19 protein-coding genes are annotated in these 23684 nt (G+C 63.8%); 10 read left to right on the forward strand and 9 right to left on the reverse strand.

Annotation, left to right across the window (positions count from 1 at the left end; translation table 11 throughout):
* Positions 1 to 11 precede the first annotated feature (11 nt).
* From WC739_RS02820 to WC739_RS02835, 4 genes are all read left to right on the forward strand, one after another.
* Positions 12 to 1199, forward strand: a complete 1188-nt coding sequence (locus WC739_RS02820) for an MlaE family ABC transporter permease (RefSeq protein WP_372951501.1) — start codon at positions 12 to 14, stop codon at positions 1197 to 1199.
* A 1-nt stretch (position 1200) separates the two neighbouring features.
* Positions 1201 to 2022: an ABC transporter ATP-binding protein gene (locus WC739_RS02825; protein ID WP_372951502.1), complete on the forward strand. Its 822-nt coding sequence runs from the start codon at positions 1201 to 1203 to the stop codon at positions 2020 to 2022.
* Between the two features lie 14 nt (positions 2023 to 2036).
* On the forward strand, positions 2037 to 3410 hold the full coding sequence (locus tag WC739_RS02830; RefSeq protein WP_372951503.1) for an MlaD family protein: 1374 nt from the start codon (positions 2037 to 2039) through the stop codon (positions 3408 to 3410).
* A 94-nt stretch (positions 3411 to 3504) separates the two neighbouring features.
* On the forward strand, positions 3505 to 4101 hold the full coding sequence (locus tag WC739_RS02835; protein WP_372951504.1) for an ABC-type transport auxiliary lipoprotein family protein: 597 nt from the start codon (positions 3505 to 3507) through the stop codon (positions 4099 to 4101).
* Between the two features lie 31 nt (positions 4102 to 4132).
* Here WC739_RS02835 and WC739_RS02840 read toward each other — a convergent pair whose 3' ends face one another.
* Both WC739_RS02840 and WC739_RS02845 read right to left on the reverse strand, forming a co-directional pair.
* The gene (locus tag WC739_RS02840) at positions 4133 to 4282 is read right to left on the reverse strand and encodes a hypothetical protein (protein ID WP_372951505.1); all 150 of its coding nucleotides are present in this window, start codon (positions 4280 to 4282) and stop codon (positions 4133 to 4135) included.
* Positions 4283 to 4382: 100 nt separating this feature from the next.
* Positions 4383 to 11156: a kinesin gene (locus WC739_RS02845; RefSeq protein ID WP_372951506.1), complete on the reverse strand. Its 6774-nt coding sequence runs from the start codon at positions 11154 to 11156 to the stop codon at positions 4383 to 4385.
* Between the two features lie 273 nt (positions 11157 to 11429).
* On the opposite strand from WC739_RS02845, the gene WC739_RS02850 reads away from it, so the two are divergent.
* From WC739_RS02850 to WC739_RS02860, 3 genes are all read left to right on the forward strand, one after another.
* Complete coding sequence (locus WC739_RS02850) at positions 11430 to 11798, forward strand: Hpt domain-containing protein (protein ID WP_372951507.1); 369 nt, start codon at positions 11430 to 11432, stop codon at positions 11796 to 11798.
* A gap of 173 nt (positions 11799 to 11971) precedes the next feature.
* A complete protein-coding gene (locus tag WC739_RS02855) occupies positions 11972 to 12292 on the forward strand; it encodes a 2Fe-2S iron-sulfur cluster-binding protein (protein ID WP_372951508.1) in 321 nt (106 codons plus the stop codon).
* A gap of 92 nt (positions 12293 to 12384) precedes the next feature.
* Entirely contained in the window at positions 12385 to 13413 is a 1029-nt protein-coding gene (locus tag WC739_RS02860; protein ID WP_372951509.1) for an NAD(P)/FAD-dependent oxidoreductase, read from the forward strand.
* Between the two features lie 45 nt (positions 13414 to 13458).
* Here WC739_RS02860 and WC739_RS02865 read toward each other — a convergent pair whose 3' ends face one another.
* Together WC739_RS02865 and WC739_RS02870 are read right to left on the reverse strand one after the other, a co-directional pair.
* Positions 13459 to 14940 (reverse strand): MDR family MFS transporter, encoded by a 1482-nt coding sequence (locus tag WC739_RS02865; protein ID WP_372951510.1) that lies wholly within the window; start codon positions 14938 to 14940, stop codon positions 13459 to 13461.
* Positions 14941 to 15123: 183 nt separating this feature from the next.
* A complete protein-coding gene (locus WC739_RS02870) occupies positions 15124 to 15741 on the reverse strand; it encodes a DUF922 domain-containing Zn-dependent protease (protein WP_372951535.1) in 618 nt (205 codons plus the stop codon).
* Between the two features lie 123 nt (positions 15742 to 15864).
* Between WC739_RS02870 and folP the strand changes: the two genes are divergently transcribed.
* From folP to folK, 3 genes are read left to right on the forward strand one after another with little or no spacing between them, the layout of a single operon-like run.
* Complete coding sequence (folP, locus tag WC739_RS02875; RefSeq protein WP_372951536.1) at positions 15865 to 16716, forward strand: dihydropteroate synthase; 852 nt, start codon at positions 15865 to 15867, stop codon at positions 16714 to 16716.
* A gap of 4 nt (positions 16717 to 16720) precedes the next feature.
* Complete coding sequence (folB, locus tag WC739_RS02880; protein ID WP_372951511.1) at positions 16721 to 17080, forward strand: dihydroneopterin aldolase; 360 nt, start codon at positions 16721 to 16723, stop codon at positions 17078 to 17080.
* Positions 17064 to 17576, forward strand: coding sequence for a 2-amino-4-hydroxy-6-hydroxymethyldihydropteridine diphosphokinase (gene folK / locus WC739_RS02885; RefSeq protein ID WP_372951512.1), 513 nt, complete (start codon positions 17064 to 17066; stop codon positions 17574 to 17576). The genes folB and folK overlap by 17 nt, the downstream gene beginning before the upstream one ends.
* Positions 17577 to 17675: 99 nt before the next feature.
* On the opposite strand, the gene WC739_RS02890 is transcribed toward folK, so the two are convergent.
* From WC739_RS02890 to WC739_RS02910, 5 genes are all read right to left on the reverse strand, one after another.
* Positions 17676 to 18221 carry a DUF924 family protein gene (locus tag WC739_RS02890; protein ID WP_372951513.1) on the reverse strand — a complete coding sequence of 182 codons (546 nt, stop codon included), beginning with the start codon at positions 18219 to 18221 and terminating at the stop codon, positions 17676 to 17678.
* Positions 18222 to 18235: 14 nt separating this feature from the next.
* The gene (locus WC739_RS02895; protein WP_372951514.1) at positions 18236 to 20071 is read right to left on the reverse strand and encodes a monovalent cation:proton antiporter-2 (CPA2) family protein; all 1836 of its coding nucleotides are present in this window, start codon (positions 20069 to 20071) and stop codon (positions 18236 to 18238) included.
* A 340-nt stretch (positions 20072 to 20411) separates the two neighbouring features.
* Positions 20412 to 20963, reverse strand: a complete 552-nt coding sequence (locus tag WC739_RS02900; protein WP_372951515.1) for a hypothetical protein — start codon at positions 20961 to 20963, stop codon at positions 20412 to 20414.
* 123 nt (positions 20964 to 21086) lie between these two features.
* Positions 21087 to 22178, reverse strand: coding sequence for a YcjF family protein (locus WC739_RS02905; RefSeq protein WP_372951516.1), 1092 nt, complete (start codon positions 22176 to 22178; stop codon positions 21087 to 21089).
* Entirely contained in the window at positions 22175 to 23653 is a 1479-nt protein-coding gene (locus WC739_RS02910) for a YcjX family protein (RefSeq protein ID WP_372951517.1), read from the reverse strand. The genes WC739_RS02905 and WC739_RS02910 overlap by 4 nt, the downstream gene beginning before the upstream one ends.
* Positions 23654 to 23684 lie beyond the last annotated feature (31 nt).

Genomic DNA, 23684 nt, shown 5'->3' on the forward strand with positions numbered 1-23684 from the left:
AAGAGGACGCCATGTTGACTATCGGCAAGCGCGACGCAAGCGGCACGACCGCTGAGGAAGCTGACCACGATCCGCGCGTGGCGATCGGTGAGGAGAACGGCGTTCTCGGTTGCGCCTTCTCGGGAATCTGGACGACACGGACGGTCGCGCTGATCGACGCCGATATGCGACAGGTCGAGAACCGTAGCGGGTTCAAGGCCTTGGCGCTCGATCTTTCCAATATCGAGAAGATGGATACCGCCGGCGCGTGGTTGATCGACCGGCTGATCAGTGCCTTCGAGAAAAAGGACGTCAAGGTCACGCTGCAGGGCCAGAGCGAGATCGCATCCATCCTGCTCGACGCTGTCGGCGAAGCCTCCCGGCGCGAACCCGAATCCCCAGCCCCCACCCCGCCCAACTTCGTCATCCGCACGCTGGAGGCGGTCGGCCGACGCGTCTACGACATGCGTGACGACTTCCTCGCCTCGATGAATATCCTGGGCGCCACCATACGCGGCGCGCAGATGAAACTCGGCCGTGGCCATGCGGTCAACCCGGCGGCAATCTTCAACCAGATCGACCGCATGGGCGTCGGCGCCATCCCGGTGGTGGTGCTGATGTCGGCCATCGTCGGCGCCATCGTCGCCCAGCAAGGCGCCTATCAGCTCAGCTATTTCGGTGCCGACATCTTCGTCGTCGATCTCGTCGGCGTGCTGATCCTGCGCGAACTCGGCGTGCTGATGACGGCGATCATGATCGCCGGCCGTTCCGGCAGCGCGATCACCGCCGAGATCGGTTCGATGAAGATGCGCGAGGAGGTCGACGCGCTCAAGGTCATCGGGCTCAACCCGATCGGAGTCCTGGTCTTTCCGCGCCTGGTTGCACTGGTTATCGCCTTGCCTTGCCTGACCATCATCGCCAATTTCGCCGCGCTTGGGGGCGGCATCCTCGCCGCATGGCTCTACTCCGACATTGCGCCGGCCGCCTTCATCGACCGGCTGCGCGTCGCAATCGACCTCAGCACCATCTTCTCCGGCCTGATCAAGGCGCCTTTCATGGCGATGATCATCGGCACGATTGCCTCGGTCGAAGGCATGAAGGTCGGCGGCAGCGCGGAATCACTGGGCCAGCACGTCACCGCTTCGGTGGTGAAATCGATCTTCATCGTCATCATCCTCGACGGACTGTTCGCCATCTTCTACGCAGCGATCGAGTTCTGAGATGAGTGTGGACAGCCAGACAGAGGCGAATGTAGCTGAAGCCGATGGCGGCGATGACGACATCGTCCTCTCGGCGCACGACATCACCGTGTCCTTCTCCGACAAACTCATTCTCGACAAGCTGTCGCTCGATATCAGGCGCGGCGAGATCCTTGGCTTTGTCGGTGCTTCCGGCGCCGGCAAATCGGTTCTCCTGCGCACCATTCTTGGACTGACGCACAAACAGTCGGGGACGATCAAGCTGTTTGGCGTCGATGTCGCCACGGCCAGCGACAAGCAGCGTTTGCGCATAGATATGCGGCTCGGCGTGCTGTTCCAGCACGGTGCGCTGTTCTCGGCGCTGACCGTGCTTGAAAACGTCCAGGTGCCGATGCGCGAATATCTCGACCTGCCGCGCAAGCTGATGGATGAACTGGCTCTGCTGAAGATCGAATTGGTCGGACTGCCTTCCGACGCGGCGCATAAATTTCCATCCGAGCTGTCGGGCGGCATGATCAAGCGCGCTGCACTGGCGCGGGCGCTGGCGCTCGATCCGGATATCGTCTTCCTCGACGAGCCGACATCCGGCCTCGACCCGATCAGTGCTGCGGAATTTGACGCGCTGGTCGTCAAGTTGCGCGATACGATGGACCTGACCGTCTATATGGTCACCCACGATCTCGACACGCTTTTCACCGCCTGCGACCGCGTGGCGGTGCTCGGCAACAAGAAAGTGCTGGTCGAAGGCACCATCGAAGACATGCTGAAGAGCGAGGAACCTTGGGTAAAGTCGTATTTCCGCGGAAAACGCGCGCGGCAACTTGATCTTGCAGCGCGCGCATAGCCATAAGTGAGGCAATGGAAACCAGAGCCAACTACGTAATTGTCGGGATCTTCACGCTGGCCGCGATTCTAGCGGCTTTCGCGTTCGTCTACTGGACGGCGGCGATCGGCGACAAGGGGGAGACCACGTTGCTGCGCGTGCGCATCCCGGGGTCCGCGTCGGGGCTTGGCCGCGGCAGCTTCGTCCTGTTCAACGGCGTCAAGGTGGGCGACGTCAAGCGCGTCTATATCGATGTCGACAACCCTACGGTCGCTATCGCCGATACCGAGATCGACCGCATGACGCCGATCACCAAGTCGACCCAGGCCGATATCGGGCTTGCCGGCTTGACCGGGCAGGCCAATATCGAACTCAAGGGCGCCGACCCCAAGGAAGTGAAACTCCTCGACCAGGCCGAAAAAGACGGCAAGGTCGCGGAGATCATCGCCAATCCGTCGGCGGTGACCAACCTGCTGCAGACGGCGCAGGATATCTTCAGCCGTGCGGACAAGGTGCTGTCGGAGCTCGAAGGCTTCACCAAGGATGTCCGCGGCCCGCTGACGCAGACCGTGCAGAATGTGCAGACATTCTCCGATGCGCTGGCCAAGAATTCCGACGGCATCGACAAATTCCTGTCCGCCGCCAGTACGCTGGCCGATGAGCTGAAGGGTGTCTCCGGCAAGCTCGACGGCACGTTGAAGGCGGCCGAAGGGCTGCTTAACGCCGTCGACAAGGACAAGATCAAGAGCATCGTCGCCAATGTCGACACGGTGACGGGCAACCTCAAGGAGACGTCCCGGCAACTCGACGGCGTGATCAAGAACGTCGATACGGCCGTGGGTTCGGTCAATGATTTCGCCAAGCAGACCCAAGGCACCCTGGCCAAGGTCGACGGCGTGCTGGATGGCATCGATCCGGCCCAGGTCCGAACCGCACTAGCCAACATCCAGAAGGCCAGCGAAAGCGCCGACAAGGCCGCCGCCGATATCGCCAAGGTCACCAACAAGTTCGCCGACCGGGCCGATGACATCGACCAGACGATCAAGGACGCCAAGCAGCTCGCGCAGCGGCTCAACGACGCCTCGGTGCGCGTCGACGGCATTCTCGTCAAGGTCGACACCTTGCTCGGTTCGGGGCAAGCCGATGGTGTGATGGCCGACGCCAGGAATACGCTGAAGTCGTTCAAGCAGGTCGCCGACACGCTGAATGCGCGGCTCGGCGTCATAACCGACAATCTGGCGCGTTTCTCGGGCCAGGGGCTGTCGAATGTCGAGGCACTGGTGCAGGACGGCCGACGTTCGATCAGCCGCATCGAGCAGGCGGTGACGGATCTCAGCCGCAATCCGCAGCGCATCCTTTCGGGGGGCGAGGGCGAGGTTCGGCAATTCGATGGCAGGGCGCGGCGTTGACTTCGGCCTTCGCGCGCCCCAGAAACAGCCGTTGCATGTGCCGGTTGCATTTTCGATCGAAGAATAACCGGGCCGGTGACCATAGGGATCGCGCGTGAAGTCGATTGTATCAAGATCGGGCGTGGCATTGCTTGCCTTGGCCCTTGCAAGCTGCGCGGCGCTGCCGGGCGGCGGACCCGCGCCGCTCGACACTTTCGAGCTGTCGGCCCCGTCCGTCGGCGCGCGCGGCCATAGCCGCCGCCAGATCCTGATCGCCCAGCCGTCCGCGCTCAAGGCGCTGGACAGCCAGAACATCGTCATCAAGCCATCGGACCGGTCGATTCAGTACCTCAAGGGTGCGCAATGGGCCGACCGGCTGCCCCTGATCGTGCAGGCACGGCTGGCCGAGACGTTCCAGCGCTCGGGCAGCTTCGCCGGTGTCGGCAAGCCGGGCGAGGGCCTTGCGATCGACTACCAGGTGATCGTCGAGATCCGGTCCTTCGAAGTGCGCGTCGCCGGCGGCGAACATGCCGAGGTCGACCTGTTCGTGCGCATCCTCAACGACCGCAACGGCGAGGTTCGCGCCTCCAAGAGTTTCACCGCGTCCGCGCCTGTCTCAGGCAGCGGCAATCCCGCCTATGTCAAAGCGCTGGACAATGCGTTCGGCGATGCGGCCAAGCAGATCGTTGGCTGGACGGATTCCGTGATCTGAGCCTCGTAAAGGCCTGATCCCGCGACACTTCTCATTGAATCAGACAAACTGAAAAAGGCGGGAAATCTCCCGCCTTTTTCAGTTCCGGCTTCTCGCCCGTCGGCCAGTCATTGCAAACGACCGCTGGCGTGGGCAAGCTGGTGTAGACCTTGCCGGTGTCCGACGTCAGGTAGGTCTGCATCACAGTCGTTGCGCGCCAGACTTCTCATTGAGTCGGCCAAACTGAAAAAGGCGGGAAATTTCCCGCCTTTTTTGTTTCCGGTTCCGTGCGTGTCAGTCAATCAGTGCAAGCGACCACTGGCGTGGGCAAGCATGGTGTAGACCTTGCCGGTGTCCGACGTCAGATAGGTCTGCGCCATGATGTTGTCGCGGTCGTTGCGCGAGACATCCTTGAGCAGCTTCTCGAAATCGTCGCAGTAACGGTCAACGGCGGTGCGGAACTCCGCCTCCGCCTGATACTTGCGGCGGATTTCGTCGAAGGTCTGCTGACCCTTCAGCGTGTAGAGGCGGCGTGTGAACACGTCGCGCTCGCCGCGCCGGTAGCGGTTCCACAACTCAATCGAGGCATCGTGGTCGATGGCCCGCGCGATATCGACGGAGAGCGAGTTCAGCGACTCCACCACATGCAGCGGCGAGCGCTGGGCAGGTGCCTCGCGCGGTGCTTCCGCGGGTGCCGAGGGCCTGAGCTCTTCATCGTTCGAAGCCGCGGTCAGCAGATCGCGTACCCAGCCGCCCTGCTGCGTGCGGGGGGTGGCATCGCCGCGCGGGCGCGGCGCCGCTTCGGCGGGGCGCTCAAGGTCCAGCGCACCGCGCAACGCGGGACCGCCCAACGGCGCCTGGGGCGAGCGAAGCTCAGGCTGCGGTGAAGGCGGCGCGCGGCGCGGCGGCTCGGGGCGCGCCGCCGGTGCCTGAGGGGCCGCACGCGGAGCGCGTGGCTCGGATCCGTCGCCACCGCGACCGGACTTCGCCACGATGTCCGAAAGCTCCTTCAAGGCGTTGATCTGCTCGGAAACCGCACGGCGTATGGCCGAGGTCGATTCCTTTGCCTCTTCAGGCATTTCGATGACGCCCTTCTTGAGCTCGGCGCGGGTCAGGTCGAGTTCACTCTTGATCGAGCCCGCCGTGCGCCGCATCTCCTCGGTCGCATCGGCAAAGCGCTTTGTTGCCGAATCGACGACGTCGGTGATCGCGATGCGGATCTTGTCAGCCGATTCCATCGTCTTGCCCTCGGCGTTCTGCAGCGTCTGGCCGACGAGGTTCTCGAACGAGCGCATGACCCTTTCGAGATCTTCCGATTTCTTGACCAGTCCGACAGCGAGGTCCTCAAGCGACGACTGCCTCTCGAGCGTATGCTCGAGATTGCTTTGGGCTGAGCTCAACAGGTCCGACGCGCTGGCCAGCAGGCGGCTGTGTTCGTCGAACTTGGTGGCGATCGACGCGACTTCACGAAGAGTGGACGATGACAGCTCCGTCAGCCTTGTGGTGTTCGAATCGACCAGGCGCGCCGAACTGGCGAAGGTCTGAGCGGCTTTCTCGGTGGTCGCGGCGAAGCTCTGCGTGCTGCCGGTAAGGCGTTCGTCGACTTGGCCGAGATTGACCGCGGCCTGCTCGATCAACTGGCCGAGCTGCGAGCTGGACTTGGTCATGCGGCCAATGAGGTCGGCGACGCTGTCGGACAGCGAGGAGCGGGCCCCTTCGACAGCAGACAGTGTCTCGGCGGTTCGGCTGGCCAGCGCGTTGACCAGGGCGGCATTCTCGCTGCGCAGCTTCTCGGTGGCGCGCTCGGTCACCTCTTCCATGCTCTTTTGAAGTTCCGAGCCACCCTGGGCGAAACGCTCGACCAAAGGCCGCGCCGTCTCGTCGAGGATCTTCGACATTTCGGCGGAACGCGCCGCGAGCATCGTGTTGAGTTCGCGGGTGTTGGCGCCGATGGTCTTGGCCGCGTCATTGGTGCTCTGGCCGATATGCTGGCCGACCGCGGTGAAGGTCTCCGCGATGACGTTGGCGCGCGAGACCAGTTGCGCCTCGGCGCTCGACACTTGCTCGTTGAGCTTCCGGCCCATAGTTTCGGCCGTGTAGGCGAGACGGTTCTCGACGCTGGCGATCTGCTCTTCGACGCGGGCGGCCGTGGCCGCGGCGCTCGAGGCGAGCCGTTCATCTGCACCGGCAAGCGCCTGCTCGATCTGGCGAGCATGCACGGCCATTTCCTGACCGGTCTGCCTTGCGCGCTCCGCAACCCGCTGCTCGGTATCGGCAAAGGTGCCGACGATGATCTCGGCATGTTCGCCGATGGCCGAGGTGCTGGTGGCAATGCGCGACACCAGACGCTGATCGGCGTCGTCGAAGATTCGGCCGATTTCCGATGCGCGGCCCGACAGTGCTTTCGAACCCTCGGCGATGCGCGAGACCAGTTGCTGGTCGGCGGCGTCGAAGATGCGGCCAAGGTCCGACGCACGAGCGGCAAGCGCCTCGGCCGATTCGCCGATGCGCATGCCGAGCCGCTGGTCGGCGCTCTCGAAATTGCGCAGGATGTCGCCGGCGCGGGCCGCCAGCGACTGAGCCGTCTCTACGGCGCGGGCTACCAGCTTCTGGTCCGCGGCATCAAATGCGCCGGCGATCTCGCCAGCGCGTGCAGCCAGATGATCGGCCGTATCCTGAGCGCGGGCGGCCAACTGGTCTGATGTGGCCTGCGCGCGAGCGGCCAGTTTCTGGTCCGCGACGTCGAATGTGCCGGCGATCTCACTGGCGCGGGCGGCGAGTTGATCGGCGGTTTCATGCGCTCGGGCCAAAAGGGAACTCGAGACGTCGTCTGCGCGGGCAAGCAGGACGTTCGACGTGTCCTGCGCCCGGGCGTGCAGGCGACGATCGGCCTCCTCGAAGGAGCGGGCGATATCTTCGGCTCTTGCCAGCAAGGCGGCGGACGTCTGCTCGGCGCGCTCGGCAATCCTGCGGTCGGCATCGCTGAACGCGGCGCCGGCCTGCTCGTGCAGCGTGCTGGTGACTTCCAGGACTTTTTCACGCAACGCGCCGGCAACGAAGACGGCGCTCTTCTCGAGCACGCCGCGGACATTGTCGACGCCGGCCGAGAGGGCGCGCTCCATGGTCCCCGCACGTTCCTCGATGATGCCGGTCTGACGGCTGAACGCCTGCTCGATCTTCTCCACATCAGCGGCGATCGCCGCTGAAATGTCCGTGCTTCTGCCGGCGATCTGGTCGATGTGGCCGGCGAGCGAACGATCGACATCCTTGCGGGTCTCGGCGAGCTTGCCCAGATCATCTTCCAGCGCGCGGGTCAGCATGTTGCGGCCTTCGGCCAGCTTGCCGACATGTCCGGCGATGATGTCGTCGATATCGGCGCGGCTTGCGGAAAGCTTCTGCAGATCGGCTTCCAGTGCCCGCTTCAGGATATCGCGGCCTTCGGCCAGCTTCTCGACCTGGCCGGCGACCAGGCCATCGATGCTCGAGCGGCTGTCGGCAAGCTTGGCAAGATCATCTTCCAGCGCCTTCGAAAGGGTCGAGCGCTCCTGGACGAGCTTTTCGGAATGGCTTGCGACCAGGCCACTTACGCTTTCGAGATCGGCCTCGAGTGCCCGGGCGAACTGGGCGCGGTCATCGACCAGTTTTTGCGACTGTCCATCAACGGTGCTCTTGATGGTATTGAGGTCGGCCTCCAGGGCCCGCTTCAGGATATCGCGGCCTTCGGCCAGCTTCTCGACCTGGCCGGCGACCAGGCCGTCGATGCTGGAACGGCTGTCGGCGAGCTTGGCAAGGTCATCCTCCAGCGCCTTCGACAGGATCGACCGATCCTGGACAAGCCTCTGCGCGTGGCTGTTGACCAGTCCACTTACATTATCGAGGTCGGCTTCAAGCGATCTCGACAGTGCAGTGCGGTCCTGGACCAGCCGTTCGGAATGGCTTGCGACCAGGCCACTGACGCTTTCGAGATCGGCCTCGAGCACGCGGGCGAACTGCGCACGGTCATCGACCAGTTTCTGCGACTGGTCGGCAACGGTGCTCTTGATGGCGTTGAGGTCGGCTTCCAGTGCCCGCTTCAGGATATCGCGGCCTTCGGCCAGCTTCTCAACTTGGCCGGCGACCAGGCCGTCAATGCTGGAACGGCTGTCGGCGAGCCTGGCAAGGTCATCCTCGAGCGCCTTCGACAGGATCGACCGATCCTGGACGAGCTTTTCGGAATGGCTTGCGACCAGGCCACTGACGCTTTCGAGATCGGCCTCGAGCACGCGGGCGAACTGGGCACGGTCATCGACCAGTTTCTGCGACTGGTCGGCAACGGTGCTCTTGATGGCATTGAGGTCGGCTTCCAGGGCGCGGCGCAGGATATCGCGGCCTTCGGCCAGCTTCTCGACCTGGCCGGCGACCAGGCCGTCGATGCTGGAACGGCTGTCGGCTAGCTTTGCGAGGTCATCCTCTAGCGCCTTCGACAGGGTCGAACGATCCTGGACGAGCTTGTTCATGTGGTCGGCGATGACGCTGTTCACATTCTGCAGGTCGGCTTCCAGGACCCGCGAAAGCTGACCGCGATCCTCGGCCAGCTTTTCCGACTGGCTGGCGATGACGCCTTTGATCGTGTTCAGGTCGGATTCGAGCGCCCGCTTGAGAAGGTCGCGCCCTTCCGCCAGCTTCTCGACCTGGCCGGCGACGAGGCCATCGATGCTCGACCGGCTTTCGGCCAGCTTGGCGAGGTCGGCCTCGAGCGTCTGCGACAGCAGCCCGCGGTCTTCGACCAGACGTCCCGAATGGCTCTCGATCAGACCGCGTATCCCAGACAGGTCGTTGTCCAGCGAGTTGGAAAGCAGGGTGCGGTCTTCCGCCAGCTTGGCGGAATGGGTTTCGATGAGGCTCTTGATGCCGATGATGTCGTTTTCGAGCGCCTTGGCGAGCACGGCGCGGCCTTCGGCGATCTTCTCCACCTGACCGGCGACCAGACCGTCTATGTCGGCGCGGCTGTCCGACAGCTTGCCGAGGTCAGCTTCCAGGGCGCGCGAAAGAATGTTGCGGCCTTCAGCCAGTTTTCCAACATGACCGGCAACCATTTCATCAATGATCGTACGGGCTTGCACCAGCTTTCCAGAGTCTTCGTTCAAGGCAAGCGAGAGCTTGTTTCGGCCTTCTTCCAGCCTTTCGAGATGGCTGCCGAGCGAGGCGTCGATCGCCGCGCGTGATTCATTGACCTTCCGCAGATCCTCTTCGAGCGCACGCGCGATGAGGTTTCGGCCTTCGGCCAGCTTCTGCACCTGGCTCGTCACCGCCGCGTCTATGCCGGCGCGCCCCTCGGCGAACTTCTCCAGGTCTGCATGCATTGCCGCAGCCATGCGCTCGCGGCTTTCGGCAAGCTTGCGGCTGTGGTTCTCGACGGCTTCCTCGATCCCGACCCGGGCATCGGCAAGCCGCTGGATGTCGCTGTCGAAGGAGCGCGAAACGACATGACGCGCGGCTTCCATGCGCCCCGCAAAATCACTGGCGCGGGCTTCGAGCATGGAAGAGGTCGAGGTGACGATGTCGGCCATGTCGGCGCCGATCTGGGCTTTGCCCTGATCGATCATCGCCGACAGCGTGTCCTTGCTCTCGGCAAAGGTGTGAGCGATTTCACGGGCGCGTTCGACCAGGCTCTCGTTGATCTGGCGGGCGCGGGCCTCGAGTGCTGCATTGAGCTTCTGAGTTCCGGTATCCAGCGCCTCGGCGCGCGTCTGGAACTCGCTGATCAGCGCCTGGCCGCGCTCGGCGAGCGTCCGCTCGATGCCGTTGAGGCTGGCTTCGAACTCCGAATTGAGGGTCCTGGCGGCACCGCCAAGCAGGGACACCATGCCGGTGGTGCGGTCGTCGAGCAGATCGGTCAGCGAGCGGGTCAGGCCGTCGGTGGTGTCCGTCAGCTTGGCAATGCGGGTGTCGAGCAGGCTGGCGAAGGCCTCGCCCGAGGTCGACAGCCGCTCGGTGATCGAATCGAGCCGGCCTTCCACCGAGTCGAAGATCGACATCGAGCTGTCATTGATGCGGTCGATAAGCGTGTCACCGGAATTGGTGATCGTCATCGACAGCTTGGTCGAAGCGTTGAGGATCGAGTCGCGAATGATGTCGCTGGCAGCGCCAATCTCGTCCTTCAGCGTCTCATGTGCTCCGGTGATCGAGGCGCGCACGCGCTCTGCGTGGGTGACGACGGCTTCGCGCTCGCTGCCCAGTCCGTCGACCAGCGACCGAATGCGGGATTCGTTCTCCGAATAGGAGCGTTCGATCTGGTTCACTTCGCTGTGGACGAGAGTTTCGAGCTCGACGGCGCGCGCAAGCGTGCGTTCGATGCCTTCGCCCATGGCCGCGACTTCGCGGCGAACGGCCTGGCCAATCATCATGACGCGATCCTGGGCCAGGTTTTCGGGCTCGGTCAGGCGGAAGGCCACTTCCGTCATCGACTGAGCGGCAATGCGCATCTCCTGAGCGCGGCGGATCATCGCCGCGAAGGCCCAGAACAGGATGACCGGCAGGATCGCCGCGACAGCCAGGCCCATCAGTTCGGGGCGGGCAAGAAGCTGGTCGAGCGTGCGTATTTGCCAGATGCTCGGCCCGAACAGCAGATTGGCCAGTGCGCCGGCGCCGGTGATCCAGGCCAGCGAGACGATGGCGACCACCCAGTATATCGTGGTCGAGGCACGTCGGTTGAGGCTGTGGAGAAGTGTCTTGTAGTCCTTCTGGCGATCGTCATTGGCGGGCGAAAAACCGGCCGGCTGGGCGCCATTGCGGGTCTCGACCGGGCGAAGCTCGGCGGGCTTGGCCTTGGGCGCGGATTTCGCGGCCTGGCTCTGGGTGATCTGACCCTGGGTGGCCGGGCCTTGGGCGACAGAGGATGCCTGAGTCTGGCCACGACCTTCGCGCGCCAGTTCATCGGCGGCCTGGGATATCTGCGCTTCCAGGTCCTCCATGGACGCCGCGATGTCGAGATCGCCGCTGCCGATATCACCGCTGAGGTCGATATCGAGCGCCTTTTCAAGTTCCCTGGCCACGTCGCTGTCCAGTGTTCTGGTCGTCGATGGTTTCTTCGCCATGCCTTCGCTACCCTGTACTAGCTGCCGCGGGCTTATAATTCTGCTTATTATCTAACCCCCGCGCAGGAGGCTGAAAATGGACTCTCGTATCGTAATGACACAGGGGGGTAAAGAAAACATGCATTCCGCGAGATACGTAAAACTTTAAATATAAGGTTAACGCGAGCGTGATTTCCCCGCCGTTTTCGCAACGTTTTTCGATGCCATTCATTAACCCGTTGTCCACCGGGTTCGCATAGTTTCCCGGCGGCCAGGAAACGGAGTTCCAATTTCATGCGTGGCGAAAGCGGTATTGCCTTTTCAATGCCTGGGGGAGACGTGTCCGGACCAGGACGTTCGCGGCCGGTCGATCTGGCACACCTTGCCCGCCAGACGATGGGCGACCGCGGGCTCGAGCAGGAGGTGCTGGCGCTGTTCGTACAGCAGGCACTGTCGGTCCGCGACAAGATCGTGGGCGCCGGCATCAAGGACCGGCTTCTGCTTGCCCATGGGCTGAAGGGCTCGGCCCGGGGCGTGGGCGCCTTCGCCATCGCCGATTGCGTCACCGAGATCGAGCTCCGGCCCGAAGACAGCCAGACCCTTATGCGGCTGGGTGCGCTGATCGACGAAGTGCGTGATTTCGTCGCCGCCATCAACCGCTGAGCCGGGTTGCAGAAAAACGTCACGTCGCGGCGCTTTCGCGCGGCAGTTGACTTGTCGCTTAGTGTCTTGAATCTGCAATCCGTCAATTCGCACCGGGCGCGGTAGCGAATCAGGCGAATTTGAAATCACGCCGCCAGTTGCTTATCCCGGTTGACACTCCCATCAGGTGACCAATGACCAAACTGACCTTCATCGCCCATGACGGCACACATTTCGAGGTGGATGCCGAGAACGGCTCGACGGTCATGGAGAACGCGATCCGCAACGCGGTCCCGGGCATCGAGGCGGAATGCGGGGGCGCTTGTGCCTGCGCGACCTGCCACGTGTATGTCGACGAGGCATGGACCGCGGTGGTCGGCGAGCCGGAGGCAATGGAGGAGGACATGCTGGACTTTGCCTATGACGTCCAGCCGAACTCGCGGTTGTCCTGCCAGATCAAGGTTCGCGACGCGCTTGATGGCCTGGTCGTCAGGGTGCCCGAGCGTCAGGGCTGAGCGAGCCCTACCCGCCGATTTTTGCAGCTGATGCTTGGCAGCGGGCCGGCGGTCATGCAGTCTCGCCGCCTATGCAGCAGCGAGGCCATTTCATGACTGCCACCATCAGCACGGACGTTCTCATTGTCGGGGCAGGGCCGGTCGGCTTGTTTGCCGTGTTCGAGCTCGGCCTGTTCGACATGAAGTGTCACCTGATCGACATCCTCGACCGTCCGGGCGGCCAATGCGCGGAGCTCTATCCGGAGAAGCCGATCTACGACATTCCCGGTTGGCCCTCGATCTCGGCGCAGGGGCTGATCGACAAGCTGCTGGAGCAGATCGCGCCGTTCAAGCCCGACTTCACCTACAATCGCATGGTGTCCAGCCTCGAAAAGCTTGATGACGGCGGTTTTCGCGTCACCACCGATGAGAATGAGGTGTTCGAGGCGAAGGTTGTGGTGATTGCCGCCGGCGGCGGCTCCTTTCAGCCGAAGCGCCCCCCTATACCGGGCATCGAACCCTATGAAGGCAAGAGCGTCTTCTATTCAGTGCGCCGGATGGAGGATTTTCGCGGCCATGACCTTGTGATCGTCGGTGGCGGCGACTCGGCGCTGGACTGGACTTTGAACCTGCAGCCGGTGGCGAAGAGCGTCACGCTCGTGCATCGGCGGCCCGAGTTTCGCGCCGCGCCCGACAGCGTCAACAAGATGTACGCCATGCAGGAGATGAAGCAGTTGCAGTTCCAGGTCGGGCAGGTGACCGGACTGACAGGCGCCGACGGCCAGCTCTCGTCGGCTGTCATCAAGGGGCCGGACGGCGATATCGAGGTGCCTTGCACGCGCATGCTGCCGTTTTTCGGCCTGACCATGAAGCTCGGCCCGATCGCCGAGTGGGGGATCAATCTTCATGAGAACCTGATCCCGGTCGACACCGAGAAGTTCCAGACCTCGGTGCCCGGCATCTTCGCCGTCGGCGACATCAACTGGTACCCGGGCAAGCTGAAGCTGATCCTGTCGGGCTTCCACGAAGTGGCGTTGATGGCGCAGGCCGCCAAACGTATCGTCAGCCCCGGCGAGCGCATCGTATTCCAGTACACCACCTCGTCGAGCAGCCTGCAGAGGAAACTCGGCGTCGTCGAGTGAGCCGCCTGACCGGCTCGCGGTGGGAATCGGCGGAACAGCGAAACTTTATTCGGCCATCACCGGCGCATGCTCGGCCTGGCCGCGCAGCGCCTTCTCCGGCATCAGCCATAGCGTGATCAGGGCCAGAACCAGCGTCGCCGCGGCCACGAGGAAGATCATCACGAAGGGCTCGGCGGATATCACCTGTCCAACGGCGAGCGTACCCTCTCCGGCGGCCAGCGGCAGGCCATAGCCGAGGGCGACGGCGCCAAGCATGGCGACGCCCAGTGCACTGCCCAGCGAACGCAGGAAGGTCAGGACACCTGTAGCGACGCCCAGATGCGGGCGGTCGACGGCGTTCTGGACCGAAACCGTGGCGACCGGGAAGGTGGTTCCGCTGCCCAGCCCGATGCAGACCGTCAGGATTTCGACCATCAGCAGCGAGGCATGCGCCGCGACGAGGGCGAGCAGGCCGAGGCATATTATGGAAAAGAGGACCCCGACCATCGCGATGCGCTTGTAGTGGGTGAAGCGCGGTATCATTCGGCCGCTGAACGTGGCGCCGACCACCGTGCCCAGCAGCAGGCCGAGCATTGCGAGGCCGGATTCGCTGACCGAAAGGCCAACGATCGACTGCAGGTAGACAGGCAGGTAGACCGCCAGGCCAATGTTGGCGGCCTGCAAAAGGAACATCGACGACGTGCCGCCCAGAACGATCGGATTGCTCAGCACCTCGAGCGAGATGAGCGGTTCGGCCGCGCGCAGCAACCGCAGGGAAAAACCGGCCCAGAACACCGCCGATGCGGCAAGCAGCCCGAGGATTTCGCGCGACACCCACGGATATTCGCTGCCGCCCCAATTCAACGCCAGCAGCAGCAATGCGGTGGCTACGACCAGCAGCAGCGCGCCAAGGCCGTCTATGCGGTGCCGCTTGGCGGCGATCGGCAGTTTCTTGAGCGGATTGTTGATGATCGCCATGGCCAGCAGGCCGAGGGGAATGTTGATCCAGAAGATCAGCGACCAGTGGAGATGTTCGGCAAAGGTGCCGCCAAGCAGTGGCCCGGCAATGCTGGCGACGGCCCATGTGCCTGAGATCCAGGCGGCGTAGCGAGCCCGCTCGCGCGGCGGCACGAGGTCGCCGATGACGGTCTGCGTCAAGGTGAACAGGCCACCGCCGCCGGCGCCCTGGATCGCCCGCCCGACGATCAGCACGAACATGTTGGGAGCCATCGCGCTGACCAGCGAGCCCGCAAGGAAGATCAGGATTGCGGCATAAACGGTCGGCCGGCGGCCATAAACGTCGGAAATCTTGCCGTAGAGCGGCGCCATGGCGGTCGCGGTCAGCAGGTAGCCCGTGACGATCCAGGGCAGGTATTGCGCATGGCCCAGCGCGTGCCCGATGGTCGGCATGGCCGATGCGACGATGGTCTGGTCGAGGGCCGCCAACAGCATCGACAAGAGCACGCCGGCGATGATGGCATTCTTTTCGCTTTCAGTCAGCGGCGTGCCTGTTTCCACCATCGTTTGCTTGTCGACAGCCTGGTCCATGGTAACGTCATCCGTAAGTTTGCGACCCTGCGACGGCGTCATTCGGCCGATTGATCGCATGGGCTCTTTCAAGCTCGCCCGGCGGGCCTGGTATATGTCGTCCCCTATAGGCCGATTTCGAGGGGCCCCGAGCGTTTTTCGTCGCTGGCACCACGCTTCGACGAATTTGGCTTACGTGCCCGTTCAGGCTGGAGGCAGCTGACCATTGTCCAGGCGTTCGATGCGGTAGCGCAGCAACCTCAGGATGCGGCTCTCGAAATTGACGCTTTCGACGCGGTCGAACCGCACTTGATCGCGGTCGTGCCTGGCAAGGACGGAAGCGGTGATCGCAGCGGCTTTTGCCTTGGCCGCTTCGCAGGTCTTCTCGGGATAAGTTGCCTTCAGCGCGTCTTCGAGCTCGCGGCCGTGGTTCTTGGCGATCTCGACATGCCGCTCTTCATGGCGCCTGATGTCGGCGGCCAGCGTATCCCAGAACAGTCTGACATCGGCATCCGCCTTGCGCGGGCGGCGCCACTCGGGAAGGATGACCTTCACCTTGATGGTCACCACCGCATCGGCGATGCGGCAGGAATTCGCTGACTGCGCGTAGCTGATACGGGTGGTGAAGGCCATTCGCGTGGCGCCGGGGTGCCGCATCCCGGTGCTTTTGACTTCGGGGCCGTGTTCGGAGAGCTGGGTCTCGATGTCCTCGAGCGTGCTGCCGCCAATGGCGAAGTAGCTGTATGTCTTGACGAGGTTGGCCGCGCCCGCCGGGAAAGCGGCGCCGGCAAGCAGCAGAGCGCAAAGCAGGTATCGTTTCATGCCAGGGACGGACCGGTTCATTATGTTGCCTCTTTGGCCACCTTGCTTTAGGGGCGTGGCCGGCGCAACGCAATTGGTCCGCAGCGGATCACACATGGGTGATGACCTATGGCTCATCATGGGCTGACGACTAGGCGATGGCGGCTGGCACATGGGCGCCATCTCGACCTTGGTGGCAAGTCCGTGGTTGTCGGCATCCTCAATGTCACGCCCGACAGCTTCTCCGATGGTGGTTTGTTCGACGCTCCGGAAAAGGCGCTGGTCCAGGCGCGCCGCATGGTGGGCGAAGGGGCGCTGGTCGTCGACGTCGGCGGAGAATCGACACGCCCGGGCGCCGCGGCGGTCTCGGCCGCCGAGGAACAGGACCGGATCCTGCCGGTGATCGAGGCTCTGGCGACTTCCGGCGAGGTGCTGATTTCTGTCGACACCTATCGGGCGGAGACCGCGCGTCTGGCCGTCGCCGCCGGTGCACATATCGTCAATGATGTCTGGGGTTTACAGCGGGAGCCTGATATTGCCCGTGTCGCCGCCGACACCGGGGCAGGGCTCGTGATCATGCATACCGGGCGGGGGCGTGAGAAGCTGCCCGACGTGATCGCCGACCAGCTGGCGTTCCTCGGCACCTCGCTGAATATCGCCCATCGCCATGGCGTCGCCGATGATCATATCGTGCTCGATGCGGGCTTCGGCTTCGCCAAGGAGACGGCCGACGAAAATCTCGACCTGATGGCGCGCTTTTCGGAGCTGCATGCACTCGGCTTTCCGCTGATGGCAGGCACCTCGCGCAAGCGCTTCATCGGTGCCATCACTGGCCGCGATGCGGTTGACAGGGGTGCCGGCACGGCGGCGACCAGCGTCATCTTGAGACTGCAGGGCGCGCATCTGTTTCGCGTCCACGATGTCGCAATCAACGTGGACGCGCTGGCCCTCGCGGATGCTATGCTCACGCGTCAAACCGAGCGAACGGACCGCTGAAGCAATGTATGTCATCCGCTTGAAGAATTGCGCTTTCTTTGCCCGGCACGGCGTGCTGGACGAAGAGGAACGGCTTGGCCAGCGCTTCTATGTCGATGCCGTCCTCACGGTCGACCCAGGCCGCGCCTTGGTCGAGGATTCGATAGAAGACACCGTCAATTACGGCATCGCCTTCACGGAGATCGAAAAGATCATCACCGGGCAGCGCCGTTTTCTGATCGAGTCCCTGGCGCTCGAGGTTGCCCGTGCTCTGGCAGCGCGATTTCCGCAGATCAAGAAGGCCGAGGTCACGGTGCGCAAGCCCAACGCGCCGGTGCCTGGCGTGCTCGATTACGTCGAGGTGACCGTTGTCTGGCCAGAATAACACCGTTTACCTGAGCCTTGGCGGCAATCTCGGCGATCCGGCGGCGTCGATGGGGGCCGCGCTGCGGCTGCTGGACGCCGACGCGGATACGCGGGTCGCCACCGTTTCCTCGCTCTATCGGACGCCACCGTGGGGCAAGCTCGACCAGCCGGATTTCCTGAACGCCGCCGCCGGCCTGTCGACCCGCCTGTCTCCGCGCGCGCTGCTGGACCTCTGCCTCGACGCCGAGCGCCGGCTCAAGCGCGTTCGCGAGGAGCGTTGGGGGCCCCGCCTCATCGATATCGACATTCTGGTGTTTGGCGACCGCATCATCCATGAAACCGGGCTGGAAGTGCCGCATCCGCGCATGTTGGAACGCGCCTTCGTGCTGGCGCCGCTGGCTGAGATCGCGCCGGACCTCGCCATCGGGGAGCATAGCGTGTCAGAGCGACTGGGCGCGGTCGACGCGGCCGGCATCGAGCGTCTGCCATCCGACCGTGAGTGGTGGCTGCGCTAGGCCCAAGGCGCGTGGCGTCGAACAGGCTGCATGGGACAGCCTTGGCTCCTGCAAGCTGAGTGTTCGCAAGTATGAGATCCGTTGCGAATTGGGCCGGCGTCAGCCGGAGAAACCACCACCGTCCAGAAATGCCTTTTCCTCCGGCGTGGTCTCGCGGCCGAGCATGCTGTTTCGATGCGGAAAGCGGCCAAAACGCTGGATGATGTCGCTGTGCTCTTCGGCGTATTTCAGGTAGGGTTCGGCCCTGGTCCGGGTCAGCTCGACCGACAGGTCCTGGTCGGCCATCAGCTCTGAATGTTCATAGGGCAAATAGAGGAAGACGCGGATTGTCTCGTCGAGCTGCAGATCGTGGCCGGCGGCGATCGCCTTCGCGGCGAAATATCTGGCGAGCGGATCGGTCGCGTACATATGCGCCGTGCGGCGAAAGCAGTTGCGCGGAAACTGGTCGAGCAGGATCATCAGCGCGAGCGACCCTTCGGCATGGTCCGACCAGCCGTCGCATTCCCGCCGCGCCGCGGCGTGGTGCAGATCGAGGAAGCGGCGGCGGAAGTCGGCGTCGAAGGCCTCGTTCACCTTGAACCATGCATCCTCTCCGGCATCGCGCCAGAATTCGGTGACCGACAGGGCTCTGATGTCCAATTCCATGCGCAGGTCCTCGCTCAATCTGCCGGATCGGATTTGTGCAGCACGCCGGCGGTCTCTTCACTGAGCGCCCGACCGGGTCTGCGCGGCGTGGAGAGCGGTGTCGGGATCGGTGTGCCGATATTGCCCTTGAGGAAGCGCTGGCCGGAGCGGATGCCTTCGGCGAGCTGCGTCTCGAAGCGGGCCGTGTCGCGGCGGCGGACATCCTCGATCACATCGGCCACGTCTTCCGGATCGACGCCGAGCGCTTCGAGGGCCGAGCCGCCGAACACCAGCGCCGACTCGAAGGTTTCACGCAACTGGAAGTCGACGCCGGCGCGAATGAGCTGCAGCGCGGTTCCCCGGTCATAGGCGCGCGCCAGCACCGTGAGCAGGGGAAACTCTGCCTTGACCAGCTGGGCAATGCGAACGGCCACATCCGCCTTGTCGACGCAGATCAGGACAGCGCGCGCCCGGCCGGCGCCGGCGGCGTGCAGGATGTCCAGCCGCGTGCCGTCGCCATAATAGACCTTGAAGCCAAAATCCGCCGCCGCCTGGATCATTTCGACCTCGTTGTCGATGATCGAAACGTCGATGCCGCGCAGCAAGAGCGGCTGGCTGGCGATCTGGCCGAAGCGCCCGAAGCCGATGATCAGCACGCTGCCGGTAAGGCCATCGGCGACGTCGATGCCGTCAAGCGACTGCTCGTCGCGTGGTGTGATCGAGCGCAAGGCGATGATCGCCAGCGGGGTCAGCACCATGGAAATGATGACGATCGCCGTCAGGGTGGCGTTGGCCTGGCTGTCGATAATGCCGACCGCCGCTGCCGCCGAATAGAGAACGAAGGCGAATTCCCCGCCCTGCGCCATGAAGACGGCGCGCTCCAGCGCTTCCCGATGGCCTGTCTTCAGGACGCGGGCGACGACGTAGATGCCAAGCGCCTTCATCACCATGTAGGCGACGACATAGATTGCGACCAGCCGCCAGTTCTCGGCGACGACATGCAGGTCGAGCGACATGCCGACAGCAAGGAAGAACAGGCCGAGCAGGATACCGCGGAACGGCTCGATGTCGGCTTCCAGCTGGTGACGGAAGGTCGATTCCGAGAGCAGCACGCCGGCAAGGAAGGCGCCCATCGCCATCGACAGGCCGCTGAGTTGCATGGCGAGCGCGGATCCGAGAACGACCAGCAGGGCCGCTGCCGTCATCACCTCGCGGGCGCGGGCATCGGCCAGGATGCGAAAGAATGGGTTGAGCAGATAGCGGCCGGCCAACACAAGTCCGGCGATGGCCGCAAGGCCGATGCCGACGTCGGTCAGCCGTTCGGTCAGGCTTGTGTCGGCACCGCCCGGGGCCAGGAACGCTATCAGCGCGAGCAGAGGCACGATGGCGAGATCTTCGAGCAAGAGAATGGAAACGATGCGCTGGCCTTTGGGCGCGGCGATTTCGCCGCGCTCCTCGAGAAGCTGCATGACGATCGCCGTTGACGTCAGCACGAAGCCCGCGCCGGCAACGAAGGCTTGCGCCACCGGAAAGCCTCCGGCTACGCCGACGCCGGTCAGCAAGACCGCGCAGACGCCGACCTGCAGCGCGCCGAGACCAAAGATTTCGCGGCGCAGGCCCCACAGCCGCGACGGCTGCATTTCCAACCCGATGATGAACAGGAACATCACCACGCCGAGTTCGGCGACATGCAGGATGGCCTCCGATTCGGAGAACACGCCGATGCCGAACGGGCCGATCACGACGCCGGCTGCCAGATAGCCAAGGATGGAGCCGAGGCCCATGCGCTTGAAGATGGGAACAGCGACCACGCCGGCGGCAAGCAGCGCCACCACCTGGACCAGATCGCTGCTCGATGCCTCTACCGCCATGCCGTCATTCCGCTCGTTTCGAGGACCGCGGCGTCCGCGGTCGGGGCCGTCACGGACATCCCTTGATGCCTAGATCGCTACGGCAGTCTGATTTTGCGCATGATCCCCGGCGAAAATCGATTCCGATTTTCAGGGCCTGATTCAGGAGAGCCACATAAGGGGTCAGCCGGGGATGGAACAGATCGAATTCGGGGCATGAGTTAACGCCGGCAAGCCGCCTGGCGTGTTGCCACAGATCGCGACGAGACGCGGTTGACCTATCAGCCAAAGTCCAGGCGGTAATAACCAAGCATCAGGCGGCGGCGGTTGGCCGCGGCTCTTCAAGTGGGCTCGATGATGTTCAGTTCGGCGCGATGGAACCGACTTCGACGGTGTCGACGCGCTTCAGACTCATTCCGATCACCGGCACCAGTTGGTCCTGCACCCGCACGGCAATTGTCACCGTCATCGAATTGTCGTCGGGAATGCGGGCCTGCATGACGCCGCGCAGCTGGTTGCGGTTGATGGTGAAGACCACCTTGTGGGGATCGACCACATTGCCGCCGATGATGTCGAGGCCCGCACCCGCCGCGCCTCCCATGAAGGAGCCCTTGTAGTCGCGGCCCTTGCGCTCGATCCTGGCCGACATCGGCTGGGTGAAGACACCGACTCGGCAGCCGCCGTCCAGCGCCATGCCCATCTTGCCGTCGGGGGAAGAGCCGGTGAAGCTGCAGTTGAACTTGGTGCCCTTGTACTTGCCGGCGACGATTTCGCCTGGCCCGACCCATTTGCCCTCGGCCGATTCGAAGAACTGCTTGTCGGGTTCGGCCGCGAAAGCCTTTCCGGCAATGCCGACGGTAGCGGCGAATGCGAGCGCCATCGGCACGACACGAGACAGAATTACGCTTTTCATCGACGACACCCGGCAACAAAGACACTGTTTGGAACCGGTTTGACCATGAACAAGATTGGTTAATGCTTCGTCACCCTTGCGCTCTGAAAGCGCGGTGCGGGGAACGTCCGGACGATCATGGTGCTACTTCCGGAGCTCGGCGGCTTCGGTGCCTTTCCGGGTTGCGAACGATGTCAATGCCGAGAGGAAATCGCCCAGCCCGGGCCGCTTCGCGGCGCTGAAGGGCAGGGGTCTTGCCGTCTCCATCGCGGCGATGCCGATGCGCGCTGTCATCATGCCGTTGACGACGCCTTCGCCAAGCTTCGCCGAGAGGCGCGCCGCCAGCCCGTGGCCGACGATCTGCTGGACGAAACTGTCGCCGACCGCGATCGACCCGGTGACGGCGAGATGCGCCAGCACGCTGCGCGCCAGGCGGAAGAAGCCCAGCGTTCCCGGCCGCCCGCCATAGAGTTCCGACAGGCGGCGGATCAGGCGCCCGGCCTCGAACACGACATAGGCGACATCGACGAGGGCGCGCGGACTGACCGCCGTCACCAATGAGACGCGCTTGGCCGCCTCGAGGATCATGATTTTTGCCCTGGCATCGAGGGGGCCGAGAATCTCCGTTTCGGCCAGACGCACCAGATTGCCGCCGTCGATGATTTCGCCGCGCAGGTCGGCAAGCGCGCGCCGGCCGGCGGCGGTTTCCGGTTTGGACGCCACAAAGGCCGACAGTTCGTCGACAACCGATCGCGCTGTCTTGGGATCGTCGCGCGCTATGGCGTCGAGTGCGCGCCTCTGCAGTTTTTCGACGTCGGCGAGACGCGCGATCGCCAGGAATTCGCGAATCAGGATGACCACAAGCGCCACCACGGCGATGCCGGCCATGCCTGCGGCCAGCCAGCCCAGCCATTCAGCGCGCGCGAACAGCTCGCGGATGAGTTGGTCGGTCCACAGCCCGATCGCCAGCGAAACCAGCACGCCGAACGCGCCAAAGAAAATGCTGCCGAGCAGCGAGCGTTTCCTCGGAGCGATGGCGGGTGGCGGCTCGGCGGTGACGATGTCGGGCTCGTCGAAGACATCGACTTCCGCCGGGATGACCATGGCGATGTCGGTCTTTAAAGCGCTGGGCTTCCTCGACGTCTCGGGCGAGGCATGACGCGATTGCGGCGTCGCTTGTCTTGGCTCGGCTTCCGGCTCGATGCGGAAGGCCGCCGGCTTGCGGGGCGGGTTCATGCCAGATGGTCTCCGATCAGGAACTGCAAGGCGCGGTCGAGCCTGATATGCGGCAGCGACAGGGTGACGCCTTCGGCCGTGCGTTCGAGTTTGGGCGGGCGGAACCGGACGAAGCGGATTGTCGGATCCGTGGCGTCCAAGCCGTGGCCTGGTCCCGAACCTTCGAACACAGCATCACTATTCTGCGGCAAGTCACCGGGAAATATCGCTGTTTCCGTTTTTCCGTCGAATGTTTCGCCGTTGATCTTCTCGCCGGCGATCGGTGTGCCGATGATGACCGGCAACGTCTCGCGGCCTTGCTTGACCGTGCCTTCGCGTGTCGCGCGCACCGCCGCCATGGCGACGACATCGACACCGGCGCCGGTGAAATTCGCCCGTGCGACGGCGCGGTCGGCAAGCCGCCGCACGATCGCCTGGAGACGGTCGTGGCTCTCATGGTGCAGGTGATCGGCTTTCGTGGCGGCAACCAGTATGCGATCGATGCGCCGCGAGAACAGGTCGGTGAAGATGCTGCCACGGCCGGGACGGAAACAGCTGAGGATTTCGGTCACCGCGCGCTCGAGATCGGCCATGGCGCCGGGACCGGCGTTCAGAGCCTGCATGGCGTCTATCAGCACGACCTGCCGGTCGAGACGAGTGATGTGTTCGCGGAAGAACGGTTTGACGACATGCGTCTTGTAGGCCTCGTAGCGCCTTTCCATCATGGCGTGCAGCGATCCCTGGCGCGGACGCCTGTCGCCGAGCCCCGCCATGGGCGCGAATGTCAGCGCCGGCGAGCCTTCGAGGTCGCCTGGCATCAGGAAGCGCCCCGGCGGCAAGGTCGAAAGGGCCCGCTCGTCGAGCTTGCAGGCCTTGAGATAGGCCGCGAAGCTCTCGGCCAGCCGGCGCGCCGTCATCTCGTCGGCATCTGCATTCGGATCGACCTCGGCGGCGACCGCCCGCCATTGCCGCGACAGGTCCTCGCGCACCGGAAGATCCGCCATTTCGAACGCCTCGCGCGAGAAATCGGCGAAGGATTTGCCAAGCAGTGGCAGGTCGAGCAGCCATTCACCGGGATAGTCGACGATATCGACGGAAAGTTTTCCGGAGGAGAACATGCGGCTCCAGCCGGAGGCCGATTCATATTCGATGGTCAGCCGCAGTTCCGAAATGGCGCGGGTCGAGTCGGGCCAGTCGCGGCCGTTGACGAGGGCGGCGATGTGATCCTCATATTGGAAACGCGGCACGGCATCGTCCGGCTGCTGCTCGAGGAAAGCGCGGGCAATGCGCCCGGATTTCTGCGCCTCGAACAGCGGCAGGCGTCCACCATGGATCAGATTGTGGACGAATGCCGAGATGAAGACCGTCTTGCCGGCGCGGGAAAGGCCGGTGACGCCCAAGCGCAGCGACGGAGAAAAAAGCCCGCTGGCACGGCCCGACAAAGTGTCGAGGGCAATCCTCGCCTCGTCGGTGAAAGTGGTCAGCGATGATGCCAAAATATGATCTCTCGAGCTTGTGCCCGCCGGA

The sequence above is a fragment of the Mesorhizobium sp. genome (assembly GCF_041661565.1).
Taxonomy (GTDB): domain Bacteria; phylum Pseudomonadota; class Alphaproteobacteria; order Rhizobiales; family Rhizobiaceae; genus Mesorhizobium.